Raw genomic sequence first — 16,337 nt, 5'->3', positions numbered from 1 at the left:
CACGCCCCCACCACCGACAGCACGGGAGGAACCACGGATGGCGAAGCCGCATCCGCTCTACCGGTTCTACGAGCGCCGTCTCGCCGCCGGCCTCGACCCGCGGACCCTGCCCAAGCACGTCGGGGTGCTCGTCGACGGCAACCGCCGGTGGGCCCGGCAGTGCGGCACGACCACCGCGGCCGGGCACGCGGCGGGCGCCCAGAAGATCGTGGAGTTCCTGGGCTGGTGCCGGGAGCTCGACATCGAGGTGGTCACCCTCTACATCCTCTCGACCGAGAACCTCAAGCGCCCGGCCGCGGAACTGGAGCCGCTGCTCGAGATCATCTCCGACCTCATGGACACGCTCACCGAGACCGGCGTGTACCGGGTCCAGCCGGTCGGGGCCCTCGAGCTGCTGCCCCCGCAGCTCGCCGCGCGCCTCGCCGAGCTCACCGCCCGGACGGCGGACAATCCCGGCCCGCACCTGAACATCGCGGTCGGCTACGGGGGCCGCCAGGAGATCGTCGACGCCGTCCGGGAGGTCCTCACCGACGCCCTCGACGCCGGCGCCGACCTGCGGGAGCTCGCGCAGGGCCTGTCGGTCGAGGACATCGCCCAGCACCTCTACACCCGCGGCCAGCCGGACCCGGATCTGCTGATCCGCACCTCCGGGGAGCAGCGGCTCTCGGGCTTCCTGATGTGGCAGTCCGCCTACAGCGAGTACTACTTCTGCGAGGCCCTGTGGCCGGCCTTCCGCCGGGTCGACTTCCTGCGGGCCCTGCGCGACTACGCCTCCCGGCAGCGCCGCTTCGGCGGCTGACCCTCTCAGGTCACGGCCAATTTCCCCGCTGTTCGCCGTTTCCCCTCGCGCGGCGGGTCCCGTCTGCGTACGTTGGCCTCAGGCGGACGGCGAGGACGCCGCCCGCCGGACCGAGTCGGAAGGGCCGCCATGAGCATCTCGAAGAACCCGGAGCGCATCGTCGACATCGCCTCCCCCCTGGGCGCCGAGGTCAGCGCGGACGCCGAACCCCGCACCGGGGTGCGCTCCTACGTGATCGACACGTCGGTCCTGCTCTCCGACCCCCGGGCGATCCTGCGCTTCGCCGAGCACGAGGTCGTGCTGCCCGTCGTCGTCATCACCGAGCTGGAGGGCAAGCGCCACGACCCCGAGCTCGGCTACTTCGCCCGCCAGGCGCTGCGGCTGCTGGACGACCTGCGCCTGGAGCACCACGGGCTCAACCGGCCGGTGCCGATCGGGGAGGAGGGCGGCAGCCTCGTCGTCGAGCTCAACCACTCCTCGGACTCCGTGCTGCCGGTGAGCTTCCGGCTCAAGGACAACGACTCCCGGATCCTGTCCGTGGCCCTGAACCTCGCCAACGGGGGCAGGGACGTGTGCGTCGTGTCCAAGGACTTGCCCATGCGGGTGAAGGCCTCCGCCCTGGGCCTGGAGGCCGATGAGTACCGGGCCGAGTGGGTCGGCTCGGACGTCGAGTGGTCCGGCACCGCGGAGCTCGACGTGGACGACGAGGTCGTCGCCCGCCTCTACGACGGCGAGCCCGTCCCGGTGCCCGGCACGGAGCGGATGCCCGCGAACACGGGCCTGACCCTGCACTCGGTGCGCGGCAACGCCCTGGCCCGGGTGCGCGCGGACGGCCGGTCGCGGATCGTGCGCGGGGACCGGGACGTCTTCGGCGTCAACGGCCGCTCCGCCGAGCAGCGGCTCGCGATCGACCTGCTGCTCGACCCCGAGGTAGGCATCGTGTCGCTGGGCGGGCGCGCCGGCACGGGCAAGTCCGCGCTCGCCCTGTGCGCGGGCCTCGAGACGGTCATGGAGCGCCGCGAGCACCGCAAGGTCATGGTCTTCCGGCCCCTCTACGCGGTGGGCGGGCAGGAGCTCGGCTACCTGCCGGGCTCCGAGGAGGAGAAGATGAACCCCTGGGGACAGGCGGTCTTCGACACCCTGGGCGCGCTCGTCTCGCAGGAGGTCGTCGCGGAGGTGCTCGACCGCGGGATGCTTGAGGTGTTGCCGCTGACCCACATCCGCGGCCGGTCCCTGCACGACGCGTTCGTGATCGTCGACGAGGCGCAGTCGCTGGAGAAGAACGTGCTACTCACCGTCCTGTCCCGGATCGGGCAGAACTCGAAGGTCGTCATGACCCACGACGTCGCCCAGCGCGACAACCTGCGGGTCGGCCGCCACGACGGCGTGACCGCCGTGGTTGAGGCGCTCAAGGGCCACCCCCTGTTCGGGCACGTCACGCTCACGCGGTCCGAGCGCTCGCCGATCGCGGCCCTCGTCACGGAGGTGCTGGGCGACCTGGACGGCTGAGCGCGGGCCGGGGGCCGCCGGCGGGCACTGCGCCGGCGGCCTCCCCAGGACCGGGCGCGGAAGGGCGCCGCGGCGGCCGCGGCCGCTACGATGCCGGGTGTGACGGCCTTCCTGAGCGAGCAGTTCGCCCGCGGGGACGCCGCCGGGTGGGCCGCCGGGGTTCTCGCGGCGGCGGGCTTCGTGGTGCTGGCGGTCGCGGGCGCGTGGCTGTGGGCGGTGGACGTGCGGGAGCACCTGCTCCCGGGCCGGGTGGTCCGCCCGCTCTACCCCGTGTGCGGGGCGCTGCTGGGGGCGGGCGCCCTGCTGGGCGGGCAGCCGGTGCGGGTGCTGTGGATGCTGTGGGGACTGGTGCTCGTGGGCGGGACCTACGTCCTGCTGCGGGTGCTGCACCCCGCCGGGCTGGGGATGGGCGACGTGCGGCTCTCCGGGCTGCTGGGCCTGTGCCTGGGCTTCGTCTCCGTGGGGCACGCCGTGCTCGGCGCCCTGGCCGGTTTCGTCGTGGGCGGGCTGGCGGCGGCCGTGCTGCTGGCCCTGCGGCGGGCGGGCCCGGACTCCCGGGTGGCCTTCGGCCCGGCCATGCTCGCGGGAGCGTTCGGGGTGCTGCTGCTGGTGCGGTGAGCGCGGCGGCGGCGTCGCGGGGACGGCCGCGGCCCGGCGCACGGGGTGCGCCGGGCCGTAGCCCGGGTCGGGCGGGCTGGGGCGGATCAGCCGCGCGAGGCGAGGTCGTGCTGGTAGTTGGGGCTGTCGGGGTTGAGCACCGAGTGCCGGCGCCCGTAGAAGAAGTAGATGGCCAGCCCGATCAGCAGCCACACCCCGAAGCGGACCCAGGTCTCCCAGTGCAGCTGAAACATCAGGAACAGCGAGGCCAGCACGCCGAAGGCGGGCACAAAGGGCATCAGCGGCAGCCGGAACGTGCGCGGGGTGTCGGGACGGGTGTAGCGGAAGAGGATCACCGAGACGCACACGACGACGAACGCCGAGAGGATGCCGATGTTGGTCAAATCGGCCACGGCCCGGATGGGGAAGACCCCGGCCAGCAGCGCCGAACCCACCCCCGCAATCCAGGTGACGCGCTGCGGAGTGCCGTTGCGGTCGGTGTGGGCGAACCAGCCGGGCAGCAGGCCGTCGCGGCTCATGGAGAACCACACGCGGGTCACCCCCAGCAGGAAGGTCAGCATCACGGTGAGGATCGACAGCACCGCGAACACCGAGATGATGGTCGCGATCACCGGCAGGCCCACGCTGGAGAACGCCGAGGCGAAGCCGGCCTCGGGGTCGATCTCCCGGTAGTTCTGCATCCCGGTCAGCACCAGGGTGGCGGCGACGTAGAGGATCATCGCGATGATCAGCGAGAGGATGATCGCCTTGGGCATGTGCTTCTTGCCGTCCTCGGCCTCCTCGGCGGCGGTGCTCATGGCGTCGTAGCCGAAGACCGCGAAGAACACGGTCGCCGCCCCGGTGACCACGGGGCCGAACCCGGTGGGCATGAACGGGTTGTAGTTGCCCGTGTTGATGTAGAACACGCCCAGCCCGATGATGAACAGGATCAGCAGGATCTTGATGCCCACCGCGATCAGCTCGAAGCGGCCGAAGGTCTTGGTGCCGCGGCTGAGGATGAACGTCACGAGCAGGCAGATCAGGATGGCGGGGAGGTTGATGATCCCGCCCTGGCCCTCGTCGGGGGTGGAGGTCATCCACACGGGCAGCTCGAGGCCGAAGCCCGACAGGAACGCCTCGACGTAGCCGGAGATGCCGATGGCCACGACGGCGACGATGGCGATGTACTCCAGCAGCAGGTCCCAGCCGATGAACCAGCCGATGATCTCGCCCAACGCCACGAACCCGTAGGTGTAGGCCGACCCGGCGCGGGGGATCATGCCCGCGAACTCGGCGTAGGACAGCGCGGCGGCGGCGGAGGCCAGGCCGGCGATCAGGAAGGAGATCAGGACCGCGGGGCCGACGCCGGGGTTGTCCGGATCGCCGTGGGCCACGAGCCCGGCCAGGGAGAAGATGCCGACGCCGATGATGCCGCCGACGCCAATGGCCGTGAGCTGCCACAGCCCCAGGCTCTTGTTCAGCACTCCGTGCTTGCTCTCCTCCTCGACGAGGTCGACGGGCATCCGCCGCAGGACGGACTTGGGATTCTGTGCGCTCATGAGTGGTTCTCCGTGGGTTTGGATGGAAAGCCCCGACTGTAGCCCTACTATGCTCCACGTCTCAGGTTGGATAAAGTGATGTTTTCCGACCCTTGATCATCGGCACCCGTGATGAATGGGGCGCCGGATGGCCTCGCCGGCGCGGGCCGGGACGGTGCTCCGAGCGTACTGTGTCCCGGACGACGGCGGCGCCCCCGCTCGCAGTGCCGGAGCACGGCCGCCCCCGAACCGCTCACCGCCCTGGAGGACGCCTGTGCCCACCCCCGAATTCGTCCTGGCCCTGCGGCAGAAGATCGGCCACGACCTGCTGTGGCTGCCCGCGGTCACGGCCGTGGTGCTGCGCGAGGACGGGCGGGTGCTGCTGGCCCGGCGCAGCGACAACGGCCGCTGGGGGCTCGTCAGCGGGATCGTGGAGCCCGGTGAGGAGCCGGCGGTCACGGCCGTGCGCGAGTGCCTGGAGGAGACCGGCGTCGTCGCCGTCGTGGAGGACCTCGTGGCGGTCCGGGCGGGGGAGCCCGTGCAGTACCCCAACGGTGACCGGTGCCAGTTCCTCGACCACACCTTCCGCTGCCGGTACGTCTCCGGGCAGGCCCGGGTCAACGACGACGAGTCGCTCGAGGTCGGCTGGTTCGCCCCGGACGCGACGCCGCCCCTGCCGCCGCTCCAGCGGGCGCGGCTGGACGCGGCGCTCGCCCACGACGGCCGGGCCCGCTTCGTCGTCTGATCCCTGGGAGTGTCCGACGGCGGGCTCCGGCGGCGGCCCGCGGAGGGCCGCCGTCCCGGAAACACAGCGTGCTTACTTGTGAGCGGGCGCACACCCTCCTAGACTCGGGAGCGTCCATCGACAACGAGCACGAACGAGCAAGGAGGACCGACATGGCCACTGGCGAGACCGGCTTCGACGACGTGACCTACGACCTGATCTCGGTGCAGTACCACTCGCTCAAGGCGGGGCACGACTACGGCCAGTACGTGCGCGACGCCCGCAACGCGGGTCTGGACGACATCGCGGAGTTCTTCGAGCAGGTGATGTCGCAGGACTCCGAGCGCGCCGCCCGGTGCCACGAGTTCATCAAGCGGATGTCCAAGTCCGAGGACTCCGGCCCGGCCGTGACGTCCTGACGGGGGCACGCCCCTCGGTGCGGGGAGCGGGTCAGGCGTTGGGGCCCGTCATGGTGGTGACGTCCAGGGCGCTGTCCAGCTGCTCCTCGGTGAGCGAGCCGTTCTCGACGTAGCCCAGGGCTATCGTCGCCTCGCGCACCGTCATCTTGTTCGCCACCGCGTGCTTGGCGATCTTCGCGGCGGCCTCGTAGCCGATGGCCTTGTTCAGCGGGGTCACGATGGACGGGGACGCCTCGGCGAGGAAGCGGCAGCGCTCCACGTTGGCCTCGATGCCGTCGATCATCTTCTCCGCCATCACGCGGGAGGAGTTGGCGAGCAGGCGGATCGACTCCAGCAAGTTGGAGGCCATCACCGGGATGCCCACGTTGAGCTCGAAGGCGCCGTTGGTGGTGGACAGGGCGACGGTGGCGTCGTTGCCCACGACCTGGGCGCAGACCTGGATCGTCGACTCGGCGATCACGGGGTTCACCTTGCCCGGCATGATCGAGGAGCCCGGCTGCAGGTCGGGGATGAAGATCTCGCCCAGGCCGGTGTTCGGGCCGGAGCCCATCCAGCGCAGGTCGTTGTTGATCTTCATGTAGCTGAAGGCGATGGTGCGCAGCTGCCCGGAGGCCTCCACCAGTCCGTCGCGGTTGGCCTGGGCCTCGAAGTGGTTGCGGGCCTCGGTCAGCGGCAGGCCGGTCTCCTCGGCGAGCAGCTCGATCACCCGGGCGGAGAAGCCAGCGGGGGTGTTGATGCCGGTGCCCACGGCCGTGCCGCCCAGGGGGACCTCGGCCACGCGGGGCAGGGAGGCCTGCACGCGCTCGATGCCGTAGCGCACCTGCGCCGCGTAGCCGCCGAACTCCTGGCCGAGGGTGACCGGGGTGGCGTCCATGAGGTGCGTGCGCCCGGACTTCACGACGTCCTTGAACTCCGCGGCCTTGCGCTCCAGGGACTCCGCCAGCTGGGTCATGGCGGGGATCAGGTCGTTGATCAGCGCGCCGGTGACCGCCACGTGCACGGAGGTCGGGAAGACGTCGTTGGAGGACTGCGAGGCGTTGACGTGGTCGTTGGGGTGGACCTCCACGCCGGTGCCCTCGAGCGCCTGGTTGGCGAGGGTGGCGAGCACCTCGTTGGTGTTCATGTTGGAGGAGGTCCCGGAGCCGGTCTGGAACACGTCGATGGGGAAGTGCTCGTCGTAGTCGCCCATGGCGACCAGGTCGGCGGCGTCGGCGATGGCCCGGGCGCGCTCGTCGTCGAGCACCCCCAGCTCCGCGTTCGCCCGGGCCGCGGCCTTCTTGATCCGGGCCAGCGCCGCGATGTGCTGGGGCTCCAGGGCCTTGCCGGAGATCGGGAAGTTCTCGACGGCGCGCTGGGTCTGGGCACGGTACAGGGCCTGCGCGGGGACGCGGACCTCGCCCATGGTGTCGTGCTCGATGCGGTACTCGGTGTTGTCTGCGGTCGTTGCAGCCGTGGTGTTTGCCATGGGCCTCAGTGTAGGTCAGCCGGAGGTGACGCCCGGCACGTCGGCCCGGGCCCGGGCCGACGTCACGGGCCCATGGCGCGCTCAGCGCTCGGGCAGCCAGGTCCCGTGGCCGTGGACGAGCTCCGCCTCGCCGTCCTGGAGGTGGTAGAAGACGCCGACGACGGCGACCTCGCCCCGCGAGACGGCCTCGTTGATGATGCGGGACTGCTCCAGCAGCCGGGAGGCGGTCTGCTTGGTGTGCGCCACGACCGCCGAGTTGACGTCGTGGTGGCCCTCGCGCCGGGTGTCGAGCACGGACGGCATGATCCGCTCGATCAGGTCCCGCTGGAACCCGCGGGGCATGTCCCCGGACCCCGCGGCCGCGTGCGCGGCGCTGACCGCGCCGCAGGAGTCGTGGCCCAGCACCATGACCAGCGGCGTCCCCAGGTTGGCTACGGCGTACTCGATCGAGCCCAGCACGGCGTCGTCGATGACCTGTCCCGCGGTGCGCACCACGAAGGCGTCGCCGAGGCCGAGGTCGAAGATGATCTCCGCGGCCAGGCGGGAGTCGGAGCAGCCGAAGATGACGGCGAACGGGTTCTGCCCTCCCGCCACGGACTGCCGGCGGGACGCGTCCTGGTTGGGGTGCAGGGACTCGCCCGCCACGAAGCGGGCGTTGCCCTCCCGCAGCCGCTGCCAGGCGGCGGCGGGGGTGGCCGGGACGGTGTCCTGCGTGCGGGTCTGGGGGGTGTGCTCGGTCATGGCTGCTCCGTTCTCGTCGGTCATGGTCGCTCCTCCGTGGTCGTCGTGGCGGTGGCGGTCGTGGGGTCGGGTGCGCCGGTGAGGTCCTCGACGACGGCGGCGGCGAGGTGGTCCAGCTCGGCCCCGGAGGCGTCGCCCTTGAGGACCACGGTGGAGCCGTCGACCTCGCCGGTGTAGACGGTCAGCGGCTTCTGCTCGTCCGTGGCCGCGCGGACGTGGACGTCCCACGGCACGCCGCCGGCCTCGACGGAGGCCGTGGCCGGGATGGTCTCGACCTGCTGGGCCAGCCAGGTCGGGTTCGCCAGGGAGGTCTGGACGAGGCCGACGAAGCTGCCCCGCGGCGTCACGTACCCGATCTCCCAGTAGGGCACGCCCTCGGCGGCACCGTTGTTCCAGCGGGCGTAGTTGGCCGTCCAGTCCTCGCCCGGTTCCGGCACGGCCGGCGGGAAGGGCGACTGGTCCTCGACGTAGCCCGCCTCCTGGGCGACGTCGACGTCCGCCCGGTACGGCTCGGCGTCCGGCCGGGGCTGGAGCCACACGAACGGCAGTACCAGCAGCAGGAGCACGGCCATCGAGATGATCATGCCCTGCACCGGGGCGTTGATCCGGCGCGCCTGCTTCTCGGTGATCCGCGGGAGGGGCTGCGCCTCCTCGGGGCCGGGGGCGGCCGCGGGGCTGTCGGCGGGACGGTCGGGGGTCGAGGAGCTCACCGCACCATTGTGCCCTCTCCTCCGGACGCCTGCCGACGGAGCCCCGCCGCGCGTACGCCCCCCCCGGCGACGTGGCCTCCGGGTCCGCCGGGGAGCGGGCGATATGCTGAGCCGGACGGGACCGCGTCCGGGCCGAGCCCGGCCCGGGGACCCGCAGACCGCAACTCGAAGGTGAGGAACATCGTGGCCGAACAATCCACCGGAACGACCCAGGCGCGCATCAACAACGTGGCGGACCGCAACCTGGCCATGGAGCTGGTGCGCACGACCGAGGCGGCGGCCATCGCCGGCGGCCAGTGGGTGGGCGCCGGCGACAAGAACGCCGCCGACGGCGCCGCGGTGGACGCGATGCGCTCGCTGCTCTCCACCGTCCACTTCAACGGCACCGTCGTCATCGGGGAGGGGGAGAAGGACGAGGCCCCGATGCTGTTCAACGGCGAGCAGGTCGGCGACGGCTCCGGGCCCGCCTCCGACGTCGCGGTGGACCCGATCGACGGCACCCGGCTCACGGCGCTGGGCATGAACAACGCGCTGGCCGTCATCGCGGTGGCCGACGGCGGGTCGATGTTCGACCCCTCCGCCGTGTTCTACATGGACAAGCTCGTGGTGGGCCCCGAGGCCGCCGACTTCGTGGACCTGCGCCTGCCGGTGAAGCAGAACCTGCACCTGGTGGCCAAGGCCAAGGGCACCAGCATCAACCAGATCACCGTGTGCGTGCTGGACCGCCCGCGCCACCAGCAGCTCGTCGACGAGATCCGCTCCACCGGGGCCCGCACCCGGATGATCCTCGACGGCGACGTCGCCGGCGCGATCGCGGCGTGCCGCGAGGGCACCGGCGTGGACGTCATGATGGGCATCGGCGGCACCCCCGAGGGCATCGTCACCGCGTGCGCGGTCAAGGCCACCGGCGGGATCATCCAGGGCCGCCTGGCCCCCACGGACGACGACGAGCGGCAGAAGGCCATCGACGCCGGGCTGGACCTGGACGCCGTGCTGACCACCGACGACCTCGTCACCTCGGACAACTGCTTCTTCTCCGCCACGGGTATCACCGACGGCGACCTGCTGCGCGGCGTGCGCTACCGCGGGCCGAAGATCACCACCCAGTCCATCGTCATGCGCTCCCGCTCCGGGACCGTGCGCATGGTCGAGGCCGAGCACCTGGCCTCCAAGTGGGAGAAGTACGCGCGCCGCTGAGGCCCGCGCCCCGGGCCGTGAGCCCCCCGCGATCCCCCGCACCGTCCCGGTGCGGGGGATCGCCCGTTCCCGTACCCCCCGGGTGCGGCCGTGTCCGCGCCGATCCGCTCCCGCGGGCCTCTACACTGGTGCCCGTACTGCGGGCGCCGACCGCGGTCCCCCAGCCGGGGCGGAGCGCCCGGGTGACGAGGAGGATCCCATCGTGAGGACGACGGTCAGCCCCAGCCCCCACCGCAAGACCTGGGACGCCACCGTCCGGGTGACGGGCGGGCACCCGCAGCAGCTGTGGGGCATCGGCGAGGCCCAGGTCTCCGCCGAGGGCCCGCAACTGCGGGTCGACCGCGTCATGGTCCACGACGCCGGGCAGCGCACCGTGGGCTACGCGCAGCTCTACCTGCGCTCCCAGGCCGAGCGGGTCATCGCCGGGACCGTGCAGTGCCACGTCCACCGCCCCGAGGACGTGCCCGTGGTCGCCGGCGCGCTCGCCGACTGGGTCCGCGAGGAGCACTCCGCCGCCCTGTTCCGCTTCGACGCGGACACCGTGGACACGCCCGGGGCCGAGGACGCCCTCACCGCCGCCGGCTTCGAACGCCGCGGCGCGGCCGACGCGGCGGCGTCGGGCGCGCGCCGGCTGCAGGTGCGGCTGGGCGAGTCCGAGCGCGACCTCTCGTGCCGGCTCTCCGAGCGGACCCTGCAGCGCTGCCGGGCGGCGTTGCGCACCCCCGGCGTGACCGTCCGGGAGGTCACCGCCCAGAGCGGGGTGCTCGCGCACGTCGGGCTGCGCACCTGGTTGATCGACCGGCTGCTGGAGGACCTGGGCGAGGACTCGCTGCTACTCGTGGCCACGGAGGTCGGCGACGACGACTCCGAGACCGCGCTGGGCTACCTGTGGTTCGTGCACACCGGTGGGCTGGCCATGATCTACCGGCTGGGCTTCACCCGGCGCGGGCGGGACCTGGCGCTCGACGACGCGCTGCTGCTGACCGGCGTCGTGGAGCTGCAGAAGCGGGGGGTCCGCACCCTCGACGGCGGGGACCCGGCCGAGCCGGACGTCCCGCTCGTGGTCCGCGAGCTCGCCGAGGCGCAGTGCCCGGTGCTGGGCACCTGGGAGAAGCAGCTGGGCAGCGGCCGGGCGGGCGAGCTCACCGGCACCGCCGACGGCGCGGACGCCACCGACGCCGCCGTTGAGCGCACCGGCACGGCCGTCGCCGCGGAGCTGGGCCTGGAGGACCCGGCGCCGGCCGGGCCCGCGGGGCCCGTCGACGCCGCCCCGCCGCGTCTCGGTCCTCACCCGCCGGCTGGTGGGGGAGGGGCTGTCCGCCCTGCGCAACGCGGCGGGGCGCTGAGCCCGGCCCGCTCAGGCGTCGTCGCGGCCGGTCCCGTCGGCTCCCGGGCGGATTCGCGCGGCCAGCCCCGGCAGGGCCCGGCGGGCCGCCCCGACCCTCTCGCGCGCCGACCGCACGCCCGTGTAGGCCGTGTACCCGGTGCGGCTCACCGGCAGGTCCCACGTGCCGGGATAGGACTCCGGGCGCCCGCCGAAGGACTTCTTGAACTTCGTGAAGCCGTACCACTCGTGCTCCGGGCCCGCGCCCTCGGGGGCGGTGCCGAAGAGGTCGAAGCGGGAGAGCCCGGCCGCCTTGGCGTCGAGGACCATCCGCACCACGAGCGGGATGCCGGCGGAGAGCCTGCGGTGCTCGAAGTCCATGGCCGCGTGGGCGTAGGTGCGGGTGTCGTCGGAGTCGTAGGCGAGGGCGGCGCCGATGGGCTCGCCCTCGAGGCGCGCCACGTACAGCCGCGCCGCGCCCAGGGGCATCAGCGTGCGGGCGGCCTCCCGCAGGTAGTCGTCCTGCTGGCGGTTGAAGTCCTTGCGCTCGGCGGTCGCGTCGAGGAACCGCAGCAGGACGTCGACGTCCCCGGGCTCCGCCGAGGAGGTGAAGGTCACGCCCTTCTTGGCGATGTTGCGGTGCAGGTTGCGGTTGGTGGACTTCATGTCCTTGAGGATGGCGTCCTCGTCCCGGGTCAGGTCGATCACCTGGGTGTGCCCGGGCTGCACCTGCCGGGGGGCGGGGCGCAGGCCGCGGCGGCGCAGCGAGGCCTCGGGGGTCTCGAGCCCGTCCGTGACCGCGGCGCCGGCGGGCTCCACGCGCACGAACCAGCACCGGTGCTCCCGCGCCGCGCGCGCGAGGTCGGCCAGCGCGGCGTCGAAGGCCTGCGGGGACTGCGCCTCGGGGCCGTAGGGGCAGTACAGGTAGCGCCCGGTCCGCCCTCCCTCGACGACGGCGAGGTAGCGCCACCCGTCCCCGGCGGCCTCGACCACCGTCCGCCCGAGGTTCCGCTGGAAGGATGCCCATGCTTTCGACTGGAGTATGTTCGCCACGCCCCCACTGTACCGGCCGGTCAGGAGGGGGGCGGCGCGCCCCGGGCCCGGCCCGTCAGGGCACGGAGCAGGTGCCGTTGGCCGAGAGCTCCTCCGCCGGCACGAGGGGCAGGGCCGCGGGCACGGCCACGGCCATGGCCAGGCCCGCCGGTCCCGCGCCGCCGCCGGGCAGCCCCGCGGCGGAGGGGGCGCCCTCGTCGGTGGCCTCCCGCAGGACGCGCTCCACGTCCGCGTGCAGCCGGTCGTAGTCCGGGTAGGTCGGGAACGACGGGTCGTAGTAGGGCGGTCCGGCGGCGAACTGCCCCATCTCGTGCTCCTTGGCCTTGAGCGCCAGGTTCACGAAGGAGCCGATCTGGCTCTGCGGGATGTCGGTCTCGACGACCTGCGTCCCCGACTGCGCGAGCTCCTGGAAGCGGGAGACGACGTTGACGGGGTTCAGCTGCTTGAGCATCGCGGCCTGCACGCAGCGCTGGCGGGCCTGCCGGTCGTAGTCGGTGGCCCCCTCGCGGGAGCGGGCGTACCAGAGCGCGTGGTAGCCGTCCATGTGCTGGACGCCCGGCTCGATGTACCCGAAGATCTCGTTGGGCAGGCCCGTGGTGAGATCGGTGCCGCCGCCGATGGGGACGCGCCCGCCGACGTCGATGGTGATCCCGCCGAGGGCGTCCACGAGCTCCTCGAACCCGGTCATGTCGATGAGGGCGTAGGCCTGGATCTCGATGCCCAGCGCGCCCTCCGCGGCGTCCTTCATGGCCTCGGCCCCGGGGTCCTGGGCGTCCGGGTAGAGCTCGGCGTAGTTGTTCGTGACGTCGGTGTAGAGGGCGTTGAGGATGCACTCGTCGCCGCAGTTGAAGCCCTCGGGGTAGACCTCCGCCAGGGGCGAGTCCTCGGGGAAGGGCGCGTTCTGCAGGTTGCGGGGCAGGGAGACGCTGACGGTGCGCCCGGAGTCGGCGTCCACGCTGATCACCGTCATCGAGTCGGGGCGGCGCCCGGAGCGGTCCGCCCCGGAGTCCCCGCCCATGAGCAGGATGTTGTAGCGGCCCTCCGAGGGGCCGAAGGGCAGCCCGCCGCCGAAGATGTCGGAGACCGCCCCGCGCGCCACCGACAGCAGGTACGCGGAGTACCCGAGCCCGCCCGAGGTGACGAGCACGAGGGCCACGGTGGCCGCGGCGACGGCCCGGCGCGCCCTCGGGGCGAGCAGGCCCGGCCGGGCCAGGCGCAGCGTGTCCACGAACAGGTACGCCCACCCCAGAGCCAGGGCGGCCAGCCCGGCGACGAGGAGCAGGGACGTGACAGAGTTCGTGACGAACCACACGAGCGGGGTGCGCCACAGGAGTGCGGAGAGCAGGGCCAGGACCACGGCCGCCCACACCACCACGTCGACCTTCAGCGCGGCCCGACCCACCGGGCGGCGGCCAGCCGCGAGCTGGGCGCTGCCGGGCACGAGCAGGGTCGAGCCCAGCAGCGTCCACGCGCGCCGGGTGCGGGTCCGCTCCCCGGCGTGCTCCGGGTGGCGCAGCGGGTCGGTCAGCCGCGCCGAGACGGTGCGCTCGACGTCGTCGGGGGCGCGGACCGCGGTGACGTCGCCGGCGGCGATCTCGGGGAGGTCGGGTTCGGCGCGGGGGGTGTGGCCGTTCACGGGCAGCTCCGGCGGGGAAGGGGAGGGGGACGAGCGGGGACGGCCGGGTCAGCCGTCGAGGCGGGTGCGCAGGGCCGCGCCCTTGTCGTGGGCGGTCTGCTTCAGCTCGGCGGCGAAGCCCAGCAGCCGCTCGCGCAGGGCGGCGGCGCGCTCGTTGTCGCCGGAGGCGAGGATCCGGGCGGCGAGCAGCCCGGCGTTGCGGGCGCCGCCGATCGAGACGGTGGCCACGGGCACGCCGGCGGGCATTTGGACGATCGAGAGCAGGGAGTCCATGCCGTCGAGGGTCTTCAAAGGGACCGGCACCCCGATCACGGGCAGCGGGGTCACGGCGGCGAGCATGCCGGGCAGGTGGGCGGCGCCCCCGGCCCCGGCGATGATCACGCGCAGCCCGCGCTCGTGCGCCCGCTGGCCGTACTCGATCATCTCCACGGGCATGCGGTGGGCGGAGACGACGTCGGCCTCGTACGGGATCCCGAACTCCGCGAGCGCGGTGGCGGCGGCCTCCATCACGGGCCAGTCGGAGTCCGACCCCATCACGACGCCGACGACGGGGCGCTGCACCTCGTTCACTGCTTCCTCCTGGGCTGCCGGTCCGCTGGACCGCTCGACTGCTGGGCTGGTGGCGCCGGCGGCGCGGCCCCGGTCCGGGGCTACGCTATCGGGCCCGGCTGGACGGGGCGTGGGAGGCACGCGGGTCAGGCCTGTCCGTCGCGCAGGACGGCCGCGGCGCGGGACGCGCGGCGGCGCAGCTCGGGCAGCTCGTCGGCCCTGCCCGTGACGTTGACGTGGCCGATCTTGCGCCCGGGGCGCACGGCCTTGCCGTAGTTGTGGATCTTGGCCCGGGGCTCGGCGCTCATCGCGGCGCGGTAGGCGCCGAAGAGGTCCTGGTTGGCGCCGCCGAGGTAGTTCTTCATCACGGCGGCCCCGCCGATCAGGGCGGTGTCCCCGAGGGGGAGGTCCAGGACGGCGCGCAGGTGCTGCTCGAACTGGCTCGTCACCGACCCGTCCATGGTCCAGTGCCCCGAGTTGTGGGGGCGCATGGCCAGCTCGTTGACGAGGAAGCCGGGCCCCCGGCCGGGGGTCTCGAAGAGCTCGGCGGCCATCACGCCCGTGACGCCGAGCTCGGTGGCGAGCGTGCGCGCGGTGTCCGCGGCGGCCGCGGCGACCTCGGGCGGCAGGGCGGGGGCCGGGGCCAGCACCTCGTCGCACACGCCGTCCACCTGGATGGACTCGACCACGGGCCACGCCCGGACCTCGCCCGAGGGGGTGCGGGCCACCAGGGCGGAGAGCTCGCGGGTGAAGGGGACCTTCTCCTCCGCGAGCAGCGGCCCGTCCGTGCGCTCGAACCACCGGGCCGGCTCGGCGCCGCGGGCGGCCGCGGCCGTGTCCAGGACCATGACGCCCTTGCCGTCGTAGCCGCCGCGCGGGGTCTTGAGCACCACGGGCCAGCCGGTGCGCTCGCCGAACGCGACGAGCTCCTCGACGTCGGCCACGGGCGCCCAGTGCGGGTTGGGCAGGCCCATCCGGTCCACGGCCGCGCGCATCCGCAGCTTGTCCTGGGCGTGGACGAGCGCGGCGGGGCCGGGCTGGACGTCGACGCCCTCGGCGAGCAGGGCGTGCAGGTGGTCGGTGGGCACGTGCTCGTGGTCGAACGTCAGGACGTCGACGTCGGCGGCGAAGCGGCGCAGCACCTCGAGGTCGGTGTAGTCGCCCACAGGGGCGGTGGGCACGGCGGCCACCGCCGAGACGTCGGGGCCCTCGGCGAGCACGCGCAGCTCGAAGCCCAGGGCGGTGGCGGCGGGCGCCATCATGCGGGCGAGCTGCCCGCCTCCGACGACGCCGACAACAGGTCCGGTCACAGAAGTTCTCACCCGTCCAGGGTATCCCGGCTCGTCAGCGGTCCCGGGCGCCCGCCCGGATCACACTCCGGGCGCGCCCGGGGAGCCGGGGTACGATGACCCGAAGTCCGGGCGGGTGCCATCCTGCGCCGTCCGGTCACGGCGCCGGCCGGCGCCCGCCCGCTCACCAGCCTGGAGACCGAAGCCGCGTGAACCGTCTCGTCGACCGTTTCGATGCCCTGTGGCACCTGTTCGTCAAGGAACTCATGAAGTTCGGCGTCGTCGGGGCGCTCGCGTTCGTCATCAACGCGTCCCTCACGTGGGTGCTCATGCACACGTGGTTCCAGGACGGGCACCTCAAGGCGAAGGTCGTCGCGACGGCCGTGGCGATCCTCTTCGCCTGGGTGGCCAACCGGATGTGGACGTTCCGGCACAAGCGCCAGTCCGACAAGCGCCGGGAGCTGGTCCAGTTTCTGGTGGCCAACGGGATCGGCATGGCCATCGAGCTCGGCTGCCTGGGCTTCAGCTACTACGTGCTGGGCCTCACCAGCGCCTACGCCTCCTTCGTCTCCGGGACGATCATCGGCACGATCCTCGGCACCGTGTTCCGCTACTTCGCGTACCGGTTCTGGGTGTTCACCGAGGAGCTCGACGAGGACCCGAACTTCGCGGACACCGCCGCCCTCGAGATCGCGCGGATCACCGGGCACGTGCCGGTGGCCGGGACCGGCCGCCGCGACGACCACCAGGACACGCGTCCCCCGGCCGGGCGCTGAGCCCCGCCGGG

The 16,337-nt window shown here is 73.0% G+C and carries 16 protein-coding genes; 7 read left to right on the top strand and 9 right to left on the bottom strand.

Going from position 1 to position 16,337, the window contains the following annotated elements:
• Positions 1-37: 37 nt before the first annotated feature.
• The 3 genes from M3185_RS09715 (at position 38) to M3185_RS09705 (ending at position 2,926) form a co-directional block, all read left to right on the top strand.
• Positions 38-799 carry an isoprenyl transferase gene (locus M3185_RS09715; protein WP_251333466.1) on the top strand — a complete coding sequence of 254 codons (762 nt, stop codon included), beginning with the start codon at positions 38-40 and terminating at the stop codon, positions 797-799.
• A 129-nt stretch (positions 800-928) separates the two neighbouring features.
• Entirely contained in the window at positions 929-2,308 is a 1,380-nt protein-coding gene (locus M3185_RS09710; RefSeq protein WP_251333465.1) for a PhoH family protein, read from the top strand.
• A gap of 90 nt (positions 2,309-2,398) precedes the next feature.
• Positions 2,399-2,926, top strand: coding sequence for a peptidase A24 (locus M3185_RS09705; RefSeq protein ID WP_374238491.1), 528 nt, complete (start codon positions 2,399-2,401; stop codon positions 2,924-2,926).
• Positions 2,927-3,012: 86 nt separating this feature from the next.
• On the opposite strand, the gene M3185_RS09700 is transcribed toward M3185_RS09705, so the two are convergent.
• Positions 3,013-4,464: an amino acid permease gene (locus tag M3185_RS09700; protein ID WP_251333463.1), complete on the bottom strand. Its 1,452-nt coding sequence runs from the start codon at positions 4,462-4,464 to the stop codon at positions 3,013-3,015.
• Between the two features lie 253 nt (positions 4,465-4,717).
• On the opposite strand from M3185_RS09700, the gene M3185_RS09695 reads away from it, so the two are divergent.
• Both M3185_RS09695 and M3185_RS09690 read left to right on the top strand, forming a co-directional pair.
• Positions 4,718-5,188 (top strand): NUDIX hydrolase, encoded by a 471-nt coding sequence (locus M3185_RS09695; RefSeq protein WP_251333462.1) that lies wholly within the window; start codon positions 4,718-4,720, stop codon positions 5,186-5,188.
• Positions 5,189-5,340: 152 nt separating this feature from the next.
• Complete coding sequence (locus M3185_RS09690; RefSeq protein WP_251333461.1) at positions 5,341-5,586, top strand: acyl carrier protein; 246 nt, start codon at positions 5,341-5,343, stop codon at positions 5,584-5,586.
• Positions 5,587-5,617: 31 nt separating this feature from the next.
• Here the strand turns inward: M3185_RS09690 and M3185_RS09685 are convergent, their stop codons facing one another.
• The 3 genes from M3185_RS09685 to M3185_RS09675 all read right to left on the bottom strand — a co-directional run bounded on the left by M3185_RS09685 (position 5,618) and on the right by M3185_RS09675 (position 8,502).
• The gene (locus M3185_RS09685) at positions 5,618-7,051 is read right to left on the bottom strand and encodes a class II fumarate hydratase (protein ID WP_251333460.1); all 1,434 of its coding nucleotides are present in this window, start codon (positions 7,049-7,051) and stop codon (positions 5,618-5,620) included.
• An 81-nt stretch (positions 7,052-7,132) separates the two neighbouring features.
• Complete coding sequence (locus tag M3185_RS09680; protein WP_251333530.1) at positions 7,133-7,792, bottom strand: carbonic anhydrase; 660 nt, start codon at positions 7,790-7,792, stop codon at positions 7,133-7,135.
• Between the two features lie 20 nt (positions 7,793-7,812).
• Positions 7,813-8,502: a DUF4245 domain-containing protein gene (locus M3185_RS09675; protein ID WP_251333459.1), complete on the bottom strand. Its 690-nt coding sequence runs from the start codon at positions 8,500-8,502 to the stop codon at positions 7,813-7,815.
• Between the two features lie 249 nt (positions 8,503-8,751).
• On the opposite strand from M3185_RS09675, the gene glpX reads away from it, so the two are divergent.
• A complete protein-coding gene (gene glpX / locus M3185_RS09670; RefSeq protein WP_251333529.1) occupies positions 8,752-9,699 on the top strand; it encodes a class II fructose-bisphosphatase in 948 nt (315 codons plus the stop codon).
• A gap of 832 nt (positions 9,700-10,531) precedes the next feature.
• Here glpX and M3185_RS09665 read toward each other — a convergent pair.
• The 5 genes from M3185_RS09665 to M3185_RS09645 all read right to left on the bottom strand — a co-directional run bounded on the left by M3185_RS09665 (position 10,532) and on the right by M3185_RS09645 (position 15,523).
• On the bottom strand, positions 10,532-10,990 hold the full coding sequence (locus M3185_RS09665; RefSeq protein ID WP_251333458.1) for a hypothetical protein: 459 nt from the start codon (positions 10,988-10,990) through the stop codon (positions 10,532-10,534).
• 66 nt (positions 10,991-11,056) lie between these two features.
• The gene (locus tag M3185_RS09660) at positions 11,057-12,076 is read right to left on the bottom strand and encodes a lipid II:glycine glycyltransferase FemX (RefSeq protein WP_251333457.1); all 1,020 of its coding nucleotides are present in this window, start codon (positions 12,074-12,076) and stop codon (positions 11,057-11,059) included.
• 55 nt (positions 12,077-12,131) lie between these two features.
• A complete protein-coding gene (locus M3185_RS17380) occupies positions 12,132-13,712 on the bottom strand; it encodes an LCP family protein (protein WP_251333456.1) in 1,581 nt (526 codons plus the stop codon).
• A gap of 48 nt (positions 13,713-13,760) precedes the next feature.
• Entirely contained in the window at positions 13,761-14,246 is a 486-nt protein-coding gene (gene purE, locus M3185_RS09650; RefSeq protein WP_251333528.1) for a 5-(carboxyamino)imidazole ribonucleotide mutase, read from the bottom strand.
• 161 nt (positions 14,247-14,407) lie between these two features.
• The gene (locus tag M3185_RS09645) at positions 14,408-15,523 is read right to left on the bottom strand and encodes a 5-(carboxyamino)imidazole ribonucleotide synthase (protein WP_251333527.1); all 1,116 of its coding nucleotides are present in this window, start codon (positions 15,521-15,523) and stop codon (positions 14,408-14,410) included.
• Positions 15,524-15,759: 236 nt separating this feature from the next.
• Between M3185_RS09645 and M3185_RS09640 the strand changes: the two genes are divergently transcribed.
• A complete protein-coding gene (locus M3185_RS09640) occupies positions 15,760-16,326 on the top strand; it encodes a GtrA family protein (RefSeq protein WP_251333455.1) in 567 nt (188 codons plus the stop codon).
• The last annotated feature ends 11 nt before the right edge of the window (positions 16,327-16,337 follow it).

The organism is Kocuria rosea (assembly GCF_023715525.1).
Taxonomy (GTDB): Bacteria; Actinomycetota; Actinomycetes; order Actinomycetales; family Micrococcaceae; genus Kocuria; species Kocuria rosea_A.
The sequence above is the reverse complement of the archived record's forward strand: the minus strand, read 5'-3'. Positions and strand labels throughout refer to the sequence as shown.

Bases quoted from the DNA above. Each gene is read 5' to 3' on its own strand.
- glpX (WP_251333529.1), top strand. From the start codon at position 8,752: ATGGAGCTGGTGCGCACGACCGAGGCGGCGGCCATCGCCGGCGGCCAG.
- M3185_RS09690 (WP_251333461.1), top strand. From the start codon at position 5,341: ATGGCCACTGGCGAGACCGGCTTCGACGACGTGACCTACGACCTGATC.
- M3185_RS09700 (WP_251333463.1), bottom strand. From the start codon at position 4,464: ATGAGCGCACAGAATCCCAAGTCCGTCCTGCGGCGGATGCCCGTCGAC.
- purE (WP_251333528.1), bottom strand. From the start codon at position 14,246: ATGGGGTCGGACTCCGACTGGCCCGTGATGGAGGCCGCCGCCACCGCG.
- M3185_RS09645 (WP_251333527.1), bottom strand. From the start codon at position 15,523: ATGATGGCGCCCGCCGCCACCGCCCTGGGCTTCGAGCTGCGCGTGCTC.
- M3185_RS09680 (WP_251333530.1), bottom strand. From the start codon at position 7,792: ATGACCGAGCACACCCCCCAGACCCGCACGCAGGACACCGTCCCGGCC.
- M3185_RS09685 (WP_251333460.1), bottom strand. From the start codon at position 7,051: ATGGCAAACACCACGGCTGCAACGACCGCAGACAACACCGAGTACCGC.
- M3185_RS09710 (WP_251333465.1), top strand. From the start codon at position 929: ATGAGCATCTCGAAGAACCCGGAGCGCATCGTCGACATCGCCTCCCCC.
- M3185_RS09705 (WP_374238491.1), top strand. From the start codon at position 2,399: ATGCCGGGTGTGACGGCCTTCCTGAGCGAGCAGTTCGCCCGCGGGGAC.
- M3185_RS09715 (WP_251333466.1), top strand. From the start codon at position 38: ATGGCGAAGCCGCATCCGCTCTACCGGTTCTACGAGCGCCGTCTCGCC.